The sequence below is a fragment of the Streptomyces sp. SYSU D01066-1 genome, from assembly GCF_054956795.1.
On the sequence record NZ_JBUDHV010000004.1, the window covers coordinates 114,033 to 130,437 of the forward strand.

General features: G+C 72.3%; 10 protein-coding genes. 5 read left to right on the top strand and 5 right to left on the bottom strand.

Features of this window, described 5'->3' with window-relative positions; all coding sequences use genetic code 11:
* The first annotated feature begins 13 nt into the window (after nt 1–13).
* On the top strand, nt 14–1,981 hold the full coding sequence (locus ACY1JF_RS05910; protein WP_462703902.1) for a tachylectin-related carbohydrate-binding protein: 1,968 nt from the start codon (nt 14–16) through the stop codon (nt 1,979–1,981).
* A gap of 79 nt (nt 1,982–2,060) precedes the next feature.
* Here the strand turns inward: ACY1JF_RS05910 and ACY1JF_RS05915 are convergent, their stop codons facing one another.
* A complete protein-coding gene (locus ACY1JF_RS05915) occupies nt 2,061–2,843 on the bottom strand; it encodes an HNH endonuclease family protein (protein WP_462703903.1) in 783 nt (260 codons plus the stop codon).
* Nucleotides 2,844–2,978: 135 nt separating this feature from the next.
* Here ACY1JF_RS05915 and ACY1JF_RS05920 point away from each other — a divergent pair, with 135 nt between their 5' ends.
* Nucleotides 2,979–3,176, top strand: coding sequence for an antitoxin (locus ACY1JF_RS05920; RefSeq protein WP_462703904.1), 198 nt, complete (start codon nt 2,979–2,981; stop codon nt 3,174–3,176).
* Nucleotides 3,177–3,394: 218 nt separating this feature from the next.
* On the opposite strand, the gene mfd is transcribed toward ACY1JF_RS05920, so the two are convergent.
* The 4 genes from mfd to ACY1JF_RS05940 all read right to left on the bottom strand — a co-directional run bounded on the left by mfd (nt 3,395) and on the right by ACY1JF_RS05940 (nt 11,932).
* Nucleotides 3,395–6,955, bottom strand: coding sequence for a transcription-repair coupling factor (mfd, locus tag ACY1JF_RS05925; protein WP_462703905.1), 3,561 nt, complete (start codon nt 6,953–6,955; stop codon nt 3,395–3,397).
* A 433-nt stretch (nt 6,956–7,388) separates the two neighbouring features.
* Nucleotides 7,389–8,189, bottom strand: a complete 801-nt coding sequence (locus ACY1JF_RS05930) for an MHYT domain-containing protein (RefSeq protein ID WP_462703906.1) — start codon at nt 8,187–8,189, stop codon at nt 7,389–7,391.
* Nucleotides 8,190–8,549: 360 nt separating this feature from the next.
* Complete coding sequence (locus tag ACY1JF_RS05935; RefSeq protein ID WP_462703907.1) at nt 8,550–11,117, bottom strand: ABC transporter permease; 2,568 nt, start codon at nt 11,115–11,117, stop codon at nt 8,550–8,552.
* Complete coding sequence (locus ACY1JF_RS05940; RefSeq protein WP_462703908.1) at nt 11,114–11,932, bottom strand: ABC transporter ATP-binding protein; 819 nt, start codon at nt 11,930–11,932, stop codon at nt 11,114–11,116. Before ACY1JF_RS05940 ends, ACY1JF_RS05935 begins: the two co-directional genes overlap by 4 nt.
* Nucleotides 11,933–12,389: 457 nt before the next feature.
* On the opposite strand from ACY1JF_RS05940, the gene ACY1JF_RS05945 reads away from it, so the two are divergent.
* The 3 genes from ACY1JF_RS05945 to ACY1JF_RS05955 all read left to right on the top strand — a co-directional run bounded on the left by ACY1JF_RS05945 (nt 12,390) and on the right by ACY1JF_RS05955 (nt 16,231).
* Nucleotides 12,390–13,994: an MFS transporter gene (locus ACY1JF_RS05945; RefSeq protein ID WP_462703909.1), complete on the top strand. Its 1,605-nt coding sequence runs from the start codon at nt 12,390–12,392 to the stop codon at nt 13,992–13,994.
* Nucleotides 13,995–14,264: 270 nt separating this feature from the next.
* A complete protein-coding gene (locus ACY1JF_RS05950; RefSeq protein WP_462703910.1) occupies nt 14,265–14,624 on the top strand; it encodes a DUF485 domain-containing protein in 360 nt (119 codons plus the stop codon).
* Nucleotides 14,621–16,231 carry a sodium/solute symporter gene (locus ACY1JF_RS05955; protein WP_462703911.1) on the top strand — a complete coding sequence of 537 codons (1,611 nt, stop codon included), beginning with the start codon at nt 14,621–14,623 and terminating at the stop codon, nt 16,229–16,231. The genes ACY1JF_RS05950 and ACY1JF_RS05955 overlap by 4 nt, the downstream gene beginning before the upstream one ends.
* Nucleotides 16,232–16,405 lie beyond the last annotated feature (174 nt).

Here is a 16,405-nt window from a genome sequence, read left to right on the forward strand (position 1 = left end):
CGGAAGGACGCCGATGAGACACGCTTCCCGGGCACGGCTCGGCCGCCGTGCGGCCGCGCTCCTGACCGCCGCCGCCCTGCTCCCCGTCGCCGTGGCCGCGTCGACCGAGGCGCAGGCCGCCGACACCGACGTGACCTGCGCCTCGACCGGGGCCCTCTACTCGGTCACCACGGGCGGCGGTCTGCTGCGCCGCAGCCTGAGCGACCCGGCCGGCGGCACGGGCACCTGGCCCGAGCCGACCACCATCGACACCGGATGGGACCAGTACCCCCGCGTCCTGGCCGGCCCCAGCGCCACGTTCTACGGGATCAAGTCGGACGGCCTCTACCTCAGCCACCGCGACTCCGCGGGCACCTGGGACATCCACCACCAGAAGATCAGCACCGGGTACGGCGGATACCGCCTGGCCGAGAACCGGAACAAGATCACCATCGACACCGACGGCCACCTCTGGTTCGTCGACAGCGACGGCGACCTGCGCTGGACCCGCTACGTCAGCGACACCCAGACCTGGGAACCCTCGGGCGGCAGCAAGAAGACGGGCTCCGGCTGGGGCCGCTTCTCCATGATCGTCGCCACCGACGTGGGCGTGCTGTACGGCGTGGACTCCACGACCGGTCACCTGCTGCGCTCCCGCTACGACTTCACCAGCCAGCGCTGGATCGAGCGCGACCGGGTGGTCAGCACCGCCGACTGGCGCGACACCGAGGACCTCACCTCGTTCGGCGGCGACGTGATCCTGCGCGTGCTGCCCAACGGGGAGGTCCGCCACTACCGGTTCCACGAGGACACCGGCGGCTTCGCCCCGTACAACGACCTGCTCGGCGGCGGTACGTACGTCACCGAGTACACCAGCGTCGCCGGGTCCGTGGGCTCCTGCCGGCTCACCGCCGGTCACACGCCGTCGAGCCCGGCGATCACCGTCGACGCCTTCACCCCGACCAGCGTCCTGCAGGCGTCCAGCGGCGAGGTCGAGTACGCCTACACCGACAACATCGGGCGCCTGGTCCACGGCCGGCAGACCGACCCGACGGACTTCAACTCCGTGCAGTGGACGACCATCTCGGGCAACGACGCCTTCTCCGGTCAGCCGCAGCTGACGGAGCAGGCGGACGGCAAGACCGCGGTGACGGCGCAGAACGTCAACAGCGAGATCTGGTTCCGGCGGCACGCCGCGAGCAGCCCGGACTGGGAGGACTGGTACAACTTCGCCGGGGCCATGGCCCAGCACCCCGTCACCGTGAAGACAGCGGACGGGACGATCGACCAGTTCGCGGTGGACGCGGACGGCAAGCCCTGGTACCGCAGCGGTTTCATGGGCTGGGTCCCGCTGAGCGGCGAGGGCTTCACCGGCCCGCTCACCGCCGTCGCCGTCCGTGACGGCATCCAGCTCTTCGGCACCGACGCGAACGGCACCCTGCGCACCGCCACCTTCAGCGACGGCGACGTCGGCACCTGGACCGCCCTGGGCGACCGGACCATCACCGGCACCCCCTCCGTCCTCGTCTACCCCGGCTACCGCCTCGCCGTCTTCGCCCGCGCCACCGACGGCCACATCGTCCACCTCACCCAGACCACCGAAGGCGCCGCCTTCCCCGCCGCCTGGTCCCAGATCGGCGACCAGACCTTCGCCGGTTCCCCCTCCGCCGTCCTCAGCCCGCTGACCGGCATCACCGAGATCATGGCCCGCGCCGACGACGGCTACCTCTACAACACCGGCGAACAGACCCAGGGCTCCGGCACCTGGCGCACCTGGAAGCAGGAGACCTACGAAGTCGCGGCCACCGACCCCACCGCCTTCACCTACACCAACGCCTCCGGCCCCACCTGGGCCTTCTCCTACCGCACCGGCACCAACCAGACCCGCGTCTACGCCGCCTCCAGCGCCACCACCCTCAGCACCTTCCGCACCACCGCGGCCACGGCCCCGCCGGCGCCCGTCTTCACCGCCCACGAACTGCCGACGCCGCCCGCCCGGTAACCGCGCCGGACACCACGACCGGGGCCGGCACACCGGTGGTGCCGGCCCCGGCCCGTCGTCCGCGGGGTGCCGCGCGGGCTCAGGCCCCGCACTGTCCGAGCATGGCGGTGCGGTCCGACGTGGTGACCGCGAGGCCGTACTTCAGCGCCACCTGGGCGAACCGCACCGCGTACGAGCAGCGGATCGCCTTGCTGGGCGGGAGCCAGGACGCCGGCCCCGAGTCGCCCTTGGACGAGTTGGCGGACCCGTCGACCGGGATGAGATTGAGGGGGTCGTTGGCGAGCTGCCGCCGCTTCTCCTCGTCCCACCGCGAGGACCCCATCTGCCAGCTGTACGAGAGCGGCACCACGTGGTCGATCTGCACCTCGGCGGCGTCCTGCTTGCGCCACTCGATGGTCGTGGCGGTGTACGGGTCGTCCAGGGTCATGGCGACGACCACGCAGTCGGAGCCGGACTTGAACTCCAGCTCCCGGCCGTCGCGCTGGAGGACGTCGTTGCGGGTGTCGCAGCCGTTGCGGGCCAGCGGGACCCCGTCGGCGGTGTCCATCCAGGCGTAGCCGAACTCGTCTCGGTCGTAGCCGGTCTTCGGACCGCGGCCCTTGGTGTCCAGCCTCTCGATGAGTTCGCGGGCGGAGGCCCGGCCGGCGTCGTCGGTGACCGCGGCGAGGCCGGGCCCGGTCCCGTCCGGGTTCTCCAGCGGGCTCACGGCGTGCCCGGCGGCGGTTCCCGCCCCGGCGTCGCTCCCGCCGCTCCCCGACGGCGCGCTCCCGCCGCCCTCCAGCCCGTCGCACCCGGTGACCAGGGCCAGGGCCAGTGCCGCGCACGCGGCCCATCCGGTTCGCATCCTGCTGTGCCGCGTCACACGCGCCTCCCTCGCCGTTCCCCGCCGTACCACCGTAGCGATCGAGAGGTCCAGACCACACGGCACCTTAATGGGCGTATACGACATATGGAGCGTACGGTCGGAAAAGAGTCCCGTCTCGGAAGGAGTTCCTGCATGGGCTTCCTCGACAAGGTCAAGAACATGGCCGGCAAGGACAAGGACAGGTCACGGAGGATGTCCGACACCGCCGAGAAGCAGATCAACAAGCGGACCGGCGGCAAGTACCGCAAGCAGGTCGACACCGCCCAGCGGCAGGCCGAGAGCCGTTTCGGCATGGGCAGGCGGGGCGGCGGCCGGCCGGACCAGCACTGACGCGCTCCATCGCGTGAGGCCGTCCGCGGTGCCCGGTGGCACCGCGGACGGCCTCCGCCCGCCGGTTCCCCGGCGGGCCCGGCACCTGCCGGGCCCGCCGGACTCCTGTGACACCGGCGCCCCCACCAGCCGGGCCCCTGACACCCCGGCACCGACACCCGCCGGGCCCCTGACACCCCGCCTCCGACACCGGCACCGGCACCGGCACCGGCCGGCTCCTACGACCCCAGCACGGAGGTCAGGAACTCCCCGACCCAGCCCAGCAGCTCCCGTCCGACCAGCGGCTTCCCGCCGACCTTCGCGGTCTTCGGACGCGGCACCAGCACCTGGTGGGCGGTCGCCCTGATGACCGACCCCGGGTACAGGCGCTTGAGCCGCAGCTCCTGCGACTCCCGCAGCTCGACCGGCGCGAACCGGATGTTGTTGCCCTGGAGCACGACCTCGCCGACGGCGCACGCCCGCGCGAGCATCCGCAGCCCCGCCACCAGCAGCAGGTTCTCCACGGGCTCGGGAAGTTTGCCGTACCGGTCGACCAGTTCCTCCCGTACCGCCTTGATGTCCTCCTCGTTGTTGGCGGAGGCGATGGAGCGGTACGCCTGAAGGCGCAGCCGCTCGCCGGGGGCGTAGTCGTGCGGGACGTGCGCGTCGACCGGAAGCTCGATCTTGACCTCCAGCGGCGGCTCCTCCTGCGCCCCGCCCTCCAGCGCGGCCCGGTAGTCGGCCACCGCCTCGCCGACCATCCGCACGTACAGGTCGAAGCCGACGCCGGCGATGTGCCCGGACTGCTCGCCGCCGAGCAGGTTGCCCGCGCCGCGGATCTCCAGGTCCTTCATCGCCACGTACATGCCCGCGCCCATCTCGGTGTGCTGGGCGATGGTGGCCAGCCGCTCGTGGGCGGTCTCCGTCAGCGGCTTCTCCGGCGGGTACAGGAAGTACGCGTACCCGCGCTCCCGCCCCCGGCCCACCCGGCCGCGCAGCTGGTGGAGCTGGCTGAGCCCGAAGTTGTCGCCGCGCTCGACGATGAGCGTGTTGGCGTTGGAGATGTCGATGCCGGACTCGACGATCGTCGTGGAGACCAGGACGTCGAACCTCTTCTCCCAGAAGTCGACGACGACCTTCTCCAGGGCCTGCTCGGACATCTGGCCGTGGGCGGTGGCGATCCGCGCCTCGGGCACGATCTCGCGCAGCCGCGCCGCCGCCCGGTCGATGGACTCGACGCGGTTGTGGATGTAGAAGACCTGGCCCTCGCGCAGCAGCTCGCGGCGGATGGCGGCGCCGATCTGCCTCTGCTCGTAGGGGCCGACGAAGGTCAGCACCGGGTGCCGCTCCTCCGGCGGGGTGGTGATCGTCGACATCTCGCGGATGCCGGTGACCGCCATCTCCAGGGTGCGGGGGATGGGGGTGGCGGACATCGTCAGCACGTCCACGTTGGCCCGCAGCTTCTTCAGCTGCTCCTTGTGCTCGACGCCGAAGCGCTGCTCCTCGTCGACGATGACCAGCCCGAGGTCCTTGAACCTGGTCTCGGAGGAGAAGAGCCGGTGGGTGCCGATGACGACGTCCACCGAGCCGTCCCGCAGCCCCTCCAGGGTCGCCTTCGCCTCGGCGTCGCTCTGGAAGCGGGACAGCGCCCGCACCTTCACCGGGAACTGCGCGTACCGCTCGCTGAACGTCCCGAAGTGCTGCTGCACCAGCAGGGTGGTGGGGACCAGTACGGCGACCTGCTTGCCGTCCTGTACGGCCTTGAAGGCGGCGCGCACCGCGATCTCGGTCTTGCCGTAGCCGACGTCGCCGCAGATCAGGCGGTCCATCGGGACCGTCTTCTCCATGTCCTCCTTGACCTCGGCGATGGTGGTGAGCTGGTCGGGGGTCTCCGCGTAGGGGAAGGCGTCCTCCAGCTCCCGCTGCCACGGCGTGTCGGGTCCGAAGGCGTGCCCCGGCGCCGCCATCCGCGCGCTGTAGAGCTTGATCAGGTCGGCGGCGATCTCCTTGACCGCCTTCTTCGCCCGCGCCTTGGTCTTGGTCCAGTCGGCGCCGCCGAGCCGGTGCAGGGTGGGCGCCTCGCCACCGACGTACTTGGTGATCTGCTCCAGCTGGTCGGTGGGGATGTAGAGGCGGTCGCCGGGCTGGCCGCGCTTGGCCGGCGCGTACTCCACGACCAGGTACTCGCGGGTGGCGCCCTGCACGGTGCGCTGTGCCATCTCGATGTACCGGCCCACGCCGTGCTGCTCGTGGACGATGTAGTCGCCCGCCTCCAGGGTGAGCGGGTCGATGGTCTTGCGCCGCCGGGCCGGCATCCGCGCGCCCTCTCGCCCGGCGGCCTTCTGCCCCGACAGATCGGTCTCGGTGAGCACGGCGAGCCTGAGCCCCGGCTCCACGAACCCGTGGTCGAGCGACCCGCAGGCCACGTGCACGACGGACGGACTCAGCTCACCGAGCCCGGCCGACTGGGCGCCGGGTACGTCGAGGCGGGCCGCGATCCCCTCGCCGCCCAGCACCTCCACCGTGCGGGCGGCGGTGCCGTGCCCCTCGGTCACGTACGCCACCCGCCAGCCGTCGGCGAGCCAGCCCTTGGTGTCGGCCAGTGCCTTGGCGGTGTCGCCGCGGTAGGTCTCGGGGGCGTGCATGCCGAGCTTGAGGGTGTCGGCCTCCTGCAGGGCGTCGTCGGCGGCGAACGGTGACACCGACCACCACATCATCCCCAGCTCACGGGCCCGGTCCCGGACGTCCGCGAGGGACCACAGGGAGGCCGCGCCGACGTCGATCGGCGCCTCGCCGCCGCCGGCGGTGGCCGCCCAGGACGCCTGGAGGAACTCCTGGCTGGTCGCCACCAGGTCGGCGGCCCGCGTCCGCACCCGCTCGGGGTCGCACACGACGGTCATGGCGCCGCCGGGCCCCTGCGGCAGCACGTCGAGCAGCAGCTCCATGTCGTCGACGAGCACCGGCGCGAGGGACTCCATGCCCTCCACGGCGATCCCCTCGGCGATCTTGCCGAGCAGCTCCCCCAGCTCCGGGTGGTCCTCGGCGAGGGCGGCGGCCCGCTCCCGCACCTCGTCCGTCAGCAGCAGCTCCCGGCAGGGCGGCGCCCACAGTCCGTGTGCGGCGACCTCCAGGGAGCGCTGGTCGGCGACCTTGAAATAGCGGATCTCCTCGACGTCGTCGCCCCAGAACTCGATCCGCAGGGGGTGTTCCTCGGTCGGCGGGAACACGTCGAGGATGCCGCCGCGCACGGCGAACTCGCCCCGCTTCTCCACCAGCTCCACCCGGGCGTACGCGGCGGCGGCCAGGGCCTGCACGACCTCTTCGAGATCGGCGCTCTGCCCGCTCCTGAGCGCCACCGGCTCCAGGTCCCCCAACCCCTTGACCTGCGGCTGGAGCACGGACCGCACCGGCGCCACGACGACGGAGACGGGGCCGGTCTCGGGGTCGTCGGCGCGGGGGTGGACCAGCCGCCGCAGCACCGCCAGCCGCCGTCCCACGGTGTCGCTGCGCGGGCTGAGCCGCTCGTGCGGCAGCGTCTCCCAGGACGGGTACTCGACCACGCCCTCGGGCGGCAGCAGCGAACGCAGGGCCGCGACCAGGTCCTCCGCCTCCCGTCCGGTCGCCGTGACGGCGAGGACGGTCCTGCCCGTCTCACGGGCCAGCGCGGCCACCGAGAAGGGCCGGGCCGCGGGCGGGCCGACCAGGTCGACATGCATGCGGTTGCCGTCGCCGGCCGCCGCGATCGCTTCCGCGAGGGCGGTGTCCTTGACGACGGCGTCGAGCAGACCGTGCAGGCTCATGGAGGGGGCGCTTTCCGTCCGTGGGGGTACGTGGGATGTCCCGGGTGTGCAACACGACGGGCCCGACACGCGGTGCGGGCCGGGGGTGTCCAGCGTACGACCCCGCGGGGGCGTTCACCCGTTGGACGGATGCCCGGCGGCGGGACGGCCCGGCTCGCCCGAGGCGGACGGCACCGCCGGGCGGACCGTCACTGCCGACCCGCCGCCGGAAATCTTGGGCCGGTTTCCGCCGTGCGCCTGCCCGCGTTGCCGCTGAGGTGGCCGGCGCCTGGGGTCGTTCATGGATTCCCGGCGCCGTTCGCTGTTTCGTCTAGCAACGGGCCCTTCGGGCTTCGCGTGTCTTTTCCAGCTTTTCGACCTCTTCGCGCCGGCATCTTCCGGGTGCCGTTCCGGACATGGCGGACGCGTCCTTTGGCGGCCGGCGAAAACGTGCTCAGGGCCTGCGGGGCGAGAGCGCGTGCCGATCGGCGTCGCTGTCCGGTCCCTCGGTCTGCGCGCCGGCCGGGATCCGGGCCGCACGGTCGTCCTCGCCGGCGAGCATGTCCGGGTCGAACATGATGACGACGGAAGCGACGACCAGGACACCGACCGGACCCGCGACCACCGGCAGCAGGAAGGTGAGGAGGTTCAGCGAGTCCCCGGCCAGGTCGTCGACGGGTCCGTCGAGGTGGACGTGCATCGCGGCCATGCCGGTGTAGTGCATGCCGGCCACGGCCGCGCCCATCACCGCGCTCGCCGCGATGGCGGTCCACAGCGCGCGCAGATTGATGGCGGCCCACAGCGCCGCGGTGGCGGCCAGCACGGCGATCAGGACGGACAGCACCACGGTGACCGGGTCGAACGACAGGTGGCCGGAGAACCGCATGCTGCTCATGCCCAGGTAGTGCATGGCGGCGACGCCGCCGCCGGTGATGACCCCCGCCACAGCGAGATTGAGCGGCGTGGCACCCCGGTGGCCCACGATGAAGACGCCGATCGCGACCACGGCCACGGCGACACCGAGGCTGAGGAAGGTCAGCGCCGTGTCATAGGTGATCGTCGCGCCGTGGACGTGGAAGCCCATCATGGCGATGAAGTGCATGGTCCATATGCCGGTGCCGATGCAGACGGCGCCCAGCGCCAGCCACGCCTTCCGGTGGCCGGACCGGTTCTTGCGCAGCGACCGGGTGACGCAGCGCAGGCCCAGCGCTCCTCCCACGCAGGCCATCAGATAGGCGACGACCGGTGGGATCATCCCGAAGTCGAATTGCGTTACGGCCCCGTTCAACGAAATAACCCCGTCTCGCGACAGGCGCTCTGCGGCGCCCCAGAACAAACGTTTCTGCGCGTTGCTGTCCGCAAACTATGCACAGTCATCCGTCCCTGCCACAAGGCATTCGGGGGATTGATCGAATCGCGCACCGAGCGGCATATGCGGCCGGTACATTCACGGCCCGGACTGCGGGATTTCCCGTCGGCACGCACGGTGCCGGAGAGTCATGTGACTCCCCGGCACCGTCCCCCGTTTCCCCCGATTTCCCCCGCGCCCCCGTTTCCCCTTTTCCCCCGATTTCCCCCGTGCCCCCGTTTCCCCGCACACGGTGGTTCTCGGTGGCTACTCCGTCGCGATCGCGTTCAGGACGTTCATGCGGCCCGCGCGGAACGCCGGGATCAGCGCGGCGAACAGGCCCACGAAGGCCGAGGCGACGAAGACGCCGGCGATGGTCGGCCAGGGGATGTCCAGGACGTTCAGCCCCTCCAGGGCGAGGAGCCGCTGGGCGGTGGCGCCCCAGCCCAGGCCCAGGCCCAGGCCGAGCAGCGCGCCGAAGAGGGCGATGACCACGGACTCCAGGCGGATCATGCGGCGCAGCTGGCGGCGGGAGAGGCCGATGGCGCGCAGCAGACCGATCTCGCGGGTGCGTTCGACGACCGAGAGGGCCAGGGTGTTCACCACGCCGAGGACCGCGACGATGATCGCCAGGGCGAGGAGGCCGTAGACCATGTTCAGCAACTGGCCTATCTGGTCCCTCAGTTCCCGCTTGTAGTCGGTCTGGTCGCGGACCTGGTACTGCGGGTAGGGGTCGAGGGACTTCTTCAGCGCCGCGTACGCCTGGTCCGTCCGGCCGTCCGCCGCCTTGGCGAACATGATCGTGTTCGGGGGGATCGCGGAGGCCGGGAGGTACTTCCGCATCGTGTCGATGCCGATGTACCGGGCGCCCTGGTCGATCGCCGTGTCGTCGTCGGTGATGGCGGCGACCTTGAGCTTGGCCGTCCTGCCGCCCTCGAAGGCGACGGAGATCGTGTCGCCGACGCCGACGCCGTGCTTCTTCGCGTAGTCCGAGCCGACCGACATCGCGTCCGCGCCGTACGCGTCCGACAGGTCGCCGGCCGTGGTCGGGCGGCGCAGGTCCTCGGCGTAGGTGGCGTCGGCGGCCGTGACGCCGCCGTCGTCCTTCTTGCCGTCGGGCGAGGTCAGCGTGGCGTCGAGGACCTTGTAACGGGTGACGTGATCGAGGCCCGGCGTGTCCAGCATCGCCTGCTCGGCCTGCGGGACGATCCGCTGGTCGCCCTGGACGATGAAGTCCGCACCCACCGACTTGTCCAGCTCGCTGGTGGCCGAGGCGACCATCGAGGAGCCGACCACCGACAGACAGGCCACCAGGGCCAGGCCGATCATCAGGGCGGCACCGGTCGCGCCGGTGCGGCGCGGGTTGCGCAGGGCGTTGCGCTCGGCTATGCGGCCCACCGGTCCGAAGAGCCGCAGCAGCACCGCGCTGATCACGCGGACGACCCCACCGGCCAGCAGCGGACCGATGACGACGAAGCCGATCAGCGACAGGACCACACCCGCGCCGAGCGTCAGCGCGCCGTCGCTCGCCCTGTCCGCCGTACCGGCCAGGTACAGCGCCGCACCGCCCGCGCCCGTGAGGACGAGGCCGGTCACGGCCCGCGGCACGCCCGCCCTGCCGTCGGCCGGGGTACCGGCGTCGCGCAGCGCGGCCATCGGGGAGACCTTGCCGGCGCGGCGGGCCGGCAGGTAGGCGGCGAGGACGGTGACCACGACACCGAGGACCAGGCCGACGACCGGGGTGGCCGCCTTCACCGTCAGGTCGTCGGTGGACAGCTCCATGCCCGCCGCCGACATCAGCCGCATCAGGCCGACCGCGATGCCGACCCCCGCCGCGACACCGAGGACCGACCCGACGACACCGAGGAACAACGCCTCGATCAGCACCGAGCGGTTGACCTGGCGGCGGGAGGAGCCGATGGCCCGCAGCAGGCCGATCTCGCGGGTGCGCTGGGCGACCAGCATCGAGAAGGTGTTGATGATCAGGAAGATGCCGACCAGGAACGCGATCCCGGCGAAACCGAGCATGGCGTACTTGATGACGTCCATGAACTCGCCGACGTCCGAACGGGCCTCGTCGGACGCCTCCTTCGCCGTCTGGACCTCGTAGCCGCCGCCGTCCAGGGCCCGGGAGACGTTCCGCTTGAGGGTCTCGTCGGAGACACCCGCCGCCGCCGTCACATTGAGCTGGCTGAACCGGTCGGCGCCGCCGAGCAGTCGGCGCTGGGCGGTGGCGGTGTCGAAGTAGACCACCGCGGCGCCGGGGTTGGTGACGGTGAAGGAGGCGACACCGACGATCCGCGCCGTGAAGTCACCGGTCTGCGCGATGGTGCGCAGCTCGTCGCCGATCCCCAGGCCGTGCTTGTCGGCGGTGTCGGAGTCGACCATCATCTCGGTGGGACCGCGCGGCGCGTGCCCCTCGGTGATCTCCATCGACCGCAGGTCGTTCCTGGTCCAGTTGCCGGCGATGGTCGGGGCGCCGCCGGCGGCTCCCACGTTGTCGCCGGCGTCGTCGACGAGCGTCACGTTCATCGAGACGACCGCGCCCTCGACCGCCCGCACGCCCTCCGCCGAGCGGACCTTCTCCAGCTCGGACGCCGGCAGCGAGAACGGCACCCCGCTCTGCGGCGCGTCCTCGGCCCCGGCGTCCTCCGGGGCGACCGTCACGTCCGAGGAGGTGACCGCGAAGAGCTTGTCGAACGTCGTGTTCATCGTGTCGGTGAACACCAGCGTGCCGCAGACGAACGCCACCGACAGCAGCACCGCCACCGCCGACAGCGCCATGCGGCCCTTGTGCGCGAGGAAGCTGCGCATCGAGGTCTTCAGGACGGTCATGACGTGCGCCCCCGGGCGTCGAGGCCGGAGGTCTGGGAGTGTCCCCCGGAAAAGCGCAGCATGCGGTCCAGGACGGCTTCGGCGGTGGGGGCGCGCATCTCGTCGACGACGCGGCCGTCGGCCAGGTACAGCACCCGGTCCGCGTAGCTCGCGGCCACCGGGTCGTGGGTGACCATCACGATGGTCTGGCCCAGCTCGTCCACCGACCTGCGCAGGAAGCCCAGTACCTCCCCGCCCGCGCGGGAGTCCAGGTTGCCGGTCGGCTCGTCACCGAAGATGATCTCCGGCCGGGCGGCGAGCGCCCGTGCCACCGCCACCCGCTGCTGCTGGCCGCCGGAGAGCTGGGCGGGCCGGTGCCTGAGCCGCCCGGCCAGCCCCACGGTGTCCACGACCTGGCCCAGCCACGCCTTGTCGGGCTTGCGGCCGGCCATGTCCATCGGCAGCGTGATGTTCTCCAGCGCGTTCAGCGTCGGCAGCAGGTTGAACGCCTGGAAGATGAAGCCGATCCGGTCCCGGCGCAGCCGCGTGAGCTTCTTGTCCTTCAGACCGGTGATCTCGGTCTCGTCCAGGTGGATCTGCCCGGAGGTGACGGTGTCGAGCCCGGCGAGGCAGTGCATCAGCGTGGACTTGCCGGATCCCGAGGGCCCCATGATCGCGGTGAACTCCCCCCGCGCGATGTCCACGTCGACCCGGTCCAGGGCGACGACGCGGGTCTCCCCCGACCCGTACGCCTTCACGACCTGCCGCGCCCGCGCGGCGACGGCCGTACGTCCTCCAGTACTCCCGTGCCTGGGAATGGTCACGGCCGATGTCATGGCAAGTCTCCTATGTCGGTCATCGAGTGAGCTGCCGGTGCCCCGGCGTACGTCATACGTGAGGTGTGTCGCGGCCGGGCGGCCGACGTGACCGCCCCGGAAAGAAGTCTGGCCGCCCGCGGTACCCGCCCGCGATGGTGCCCAGCGCAGTCCTCCCCTGGGGAAAACCCCACCCCCACGGGTCCGGTTCACCGCCCCCCAGCGGCGTAAAGCAAGGTTAAGGACGGCGCGGGACACCTCTCGTCCTCCGCCGGTACGAGCCTTCCCCGAGCCGCAGTACGGAGCTACCCCTAGGGGCGGTACGCCCGCCGGCGGGCGCCGCCTCAGGGTCGGTCTCCGCCCTCGGGCCCACCCGGCCCGCGCCCGGCCGCGCGCTCCCGGCGTCCCGGCCCGCGCCCTCCCGCCGCGTCCACATCGAGTGCGAAGCTGATGTCCCCGGTTCGAGGAGGTCCGCACGGTGGACGGCGCGGTGGAGGGCACGGCAGGCGGTTCGGCGGACGGCACGGCAGGCGGTTCGGCGGACGGCACGGCAGGCCGTCCGGCGGCCGGCGCCGAGGACGCGGTACGGGACACCGCTCGGGCCGGCGGCGGCGGACGGCGGGGCGCGGTCGTCGCCGCGCTCATGCTGGCGATGGCGCTGGCCGCCCTGGACGCCACCGTCGTCTCCACCGCCGTCCCGCAGATCGTCGGTGATCTCGGTGGCTTCTCCGTCTTCTCCTGGCTCTTCTCCGGCTACCTGCTGGCCGTCACCGTCACCCTCCCGGTGTACGGCAAGCTCTCCGACACCTTCGGCCGCAAACCCGTCCTGGTCGCGGGCGCCGCCCTGTTCCTGCTGGGCTCGCTGCTGTGCGCGCTCGCCTGGAACATGGCCGCCCTGATCGCCTTCCGCGTCGTGCAGGGCCTGGGCGGCGGCGCGCTCCAGGGCACCGTGCAGACCCTCGCCGCCGACCTGTACCCGCTCCAGGACCGCCCGCGGATACAAGCGCGCCTCTCCACGGTGTGGGCGGTCTCCGCGGTCGCCGGGCCCGGCCTGGGCGGGCTCCTGGCCGCGTACGCCGACTGGCGGTGGATCTTCCTCGTCAACCTGCCGGTCGGCGCGGTCGCCCTGTGGCTCATCGTCCGCCACCTGCACGAACCCGGGCGGAGGGACGGCGGCACGCGCGCGCGTGTCGACTGGGCGGGCGCGCTCACGGTGTTCGCGTGCGGCGGCGTCCTGCTCACCGCGCTGGTGCAGGGCGGGGTGGCCTGGCCGTGGCTGTCCGCGCCGTCGCTCGCCCTGTTCGGGACGGGACTGGCCCTGCTGGCGGCCGCCGTGGTGGTCGAACGCCGGGCGGCCGACCCGATCATGCCCGGCTGGGTGTGGCGGCGCCGTACGATCGCCGCCGTCAACCTGGCGCTCGGCGCGCTCGGCCTGCTGATGGTGGCGCCCACGGTGTTCCTGCCGACGTACGCGCAGTCGGTGCTGGGACTGGCGCCGGTGGCCGCCGGGTTCGTGCTGTCGGTGTGGACGCTGAGCTGGCCGGTGTCGGCGGCGCTCAGCCAGCACGTGTACCGCAGGATCGGCTTCCGCGACACCGCCCTGCTCGGCATCGGCACCGCCTCGCTCGTCCTGTTCGCGTTCCCGTTCCTGCCGTACCCCGGCGCGGCCTGGCAGCCGACGCTGCTGATGCTGCTGCTCGGCGCCGCGCTGGGTCTGTTCCAGCTCCCGCTGATCGTGGGCGTGCAGTCGACGGTCGGCTGGTCGGAGCGGGGCACCGCGACCGCGTCGGTCCTGTTCTGCCGCCAGACCGGGCAGACCGTCGGCGCGGCCGTCTTCGGCGCGATCGCCAACGGGGTGCTGGCCGCGCACCTCGGCGGCGCGAGCGACCTCGACTCGGTGACCCGGACACTGGACGGGGGCGCGGGGGCGGGGGTCGGGGCGGAGGCGGCGGACGAGGCCGTACGGTACGCCATCGCCGACGCCGTGCACGCCGTCTACCTCGGCGCGGCCGGGGCGGCGGCCCTGGCGTTCCTGGTGCTGCTGACGCTGGCCCCGCGGAAGTTCCCGGTCCTGACGGACTGACCGTCCGCCCCGGCCCGGCCCGATCCGTCCCGTCCCGTCCCGGCCCGGCCCGTCCCGCGAAGGCGGCGGCGGAACAAGCGCCCCGCGTTCCCCACAGGCGTCGCCCGCACGCGTTTCCCGCACGCGTTTCCCACACGTGTTTTCCACATACCGACCACTCAGTTTGGGGAAAACCCCACACGCCCCGCAACCTGCCGCTAACGTGCGAGCACCGCACCCCCCTCCCTGCGGTCCGTCCACAGCGGACCCGATCCTCGCAAGGAGCACGGGATGTCCCATGACCCGTACGCACCACCGTCAGCACCCACCCGTAGGCCCTTACCGGAGGACTCCGCGACACTCCGCCTGCCCCAGGTCCGCGCGCGCGGTGACGTACGCGCGCTGCGCGGCGCCTACCGCGGACTGCGGCGCGTCGCCACGTCAGCCGCGCTCGGCTACTTCCTGGTGTTCCTGTGCCTGGCCGCGTTCGCCCCGTCGGCGCTGACCGGTGAGGTCACCACCGGCCTGCCCCTCGGCCTGCTCCTCGCCCTGCTCCAACTGCCCGTCACCTGGCTGGCGATCGTCCTGTACGAGCGGACCGCGCGGCGCCGCGTCGACCCGCTCGTGGACCGCGTGGAGGCAGGACGATGACCGGTTTCAGCGACAGCGCCCAGGCGATGTCCCTGGTCGGCTTCTCCGCCGTCGCCGCCGTCACGCTGCTGCTGTGCGTGATGACCGGCCCCGACCGCGACGACCTGGACGAGTTCTACACCGGCTACGGCTCGCTGTCCGCGATGCGCAACGGGCTGGCCATCGCCGGGGACTACATCTCCGCCGCGACCGTGCTCGGCACCAGCGGCGTGATCGCCCTGTTCGGCTTCGACGGGGTCGTCCTGGCCCTGAGCACCGCCCTCTCCCTGCTCCTGCTGATGTTCCTGATGGCCGAACCCCTGCGGAACGCGGGCCGGTTCACCATGGGGGACGTACTGGCCCGCCGGATGACCGGCCGGAGCGTGCGCGTGACCGCCTGCGCGGTCACCCTCGCCGCGCTGGTGCCGATGATGCTGGTGCAACTGGCCGGGACCGGGCAGCTGATGGCGTTCCTGCTCGACTTCAGCAGCGAGTCGTACCAGACCGGCTGCGTCATCGGGGTGGGCGCGCTGATGATCAGTTACGCGGCGATCGGCGGCATGAAGGGCACCGCCCTCATCCAGATACTGAAGATCGTCATGCTGCTCGGTTCGGGCGCCGTGGTCACGCTGCTGCTCCTGCACCGGTTCGGCTGGGACCCGGGCGCCCTCTTCGACGCCGCGGCCCGGGGCAGCGGCGCCGGACAGGCCTTCCTGCACCCCGGCCTGGAGTACGCCGCCGGGCCGTGGCCCGGCCTGGACATGGTCTCCTCCCAGCTCGCCGTGGTGCTCGGCGGCGCCTGCCTGCCGCACGTCACCATGCGCATGTACAGCGCCACCAGCGCCCGCCAGGTACGCCGGTCGATGTCCTGGGCGGTCTCCCTGGTGGCCGTGTTCGTCGTGGTCGTCACCGTGGTCGGGTTCGGGGCGACGGCGCTGGTCGGACGGGAGACGGTCGCCGAGACCGACGCCGCCGGCAACTCGGCCTACCTGCTGGGCTCCCGCGCCGCCTTCGGCACCGACGTGACCATGGTGGAGACCGCCTTGTTCACCACCGTCGGCACCGCCATGTTCCTCACCCTGCTCGCCTCGGTCGCCGGCATGATCCTGGCCTGTGCCAACTCCCTCGCCCACGACGTCTTCGCCACCCGGGCCCGCCCGCTCACGCCCCGCCGGGAGATGACGCTGGCCCGGCTGTCCGCCGTCGCCGTCGGCATCCCCACCATCGCCCTGGCCGTCCTGGTGCAGCACCGCAGCCTCCAGCCGCTGGCCACCCTCTCCTTCTGCCTGGGCGCCTCGGCCCTGTGTCCGGCCCTGGTCTACAGCCTCTTCTGGCGCCGCTACACCCGCGCCGGCCTGCTGTGGACACTCATCGGCGGCAGCGTCGTCGTGCTCGCCCTCACCCCGGGCACCAGCCTGGTCTCCGGCACCCCCGTCGCCGCCTTCCCCGACGCCGACTTCAACTGGTTCCCGTTCACCACCACCGGCCTGGTCTCCATACCCGCCGGCTTCGCCTCCGGCTGGCTGGGCACGGTGCTGTCCGGCCGGAAGCAGGCCGGGGAACAACGCGCGCGGTACGAGGCGCTGGAGGCCGACCTCTACGCGGGCACCGCGCGGAGCGGCCCCTGACGGGTGATCGCACGGGGACGGCGGGTCACACGGGGCGACAGCCCACCCGGACCGACGCGCCACACGGGACGGCAACCCACCCGGACCGACGCGCCACACGGGACGGCAACCCACCCGGACCGACGCGCCACACGGGACGGCAACCCACCCGGACCGACGCGCCACACGGGACGG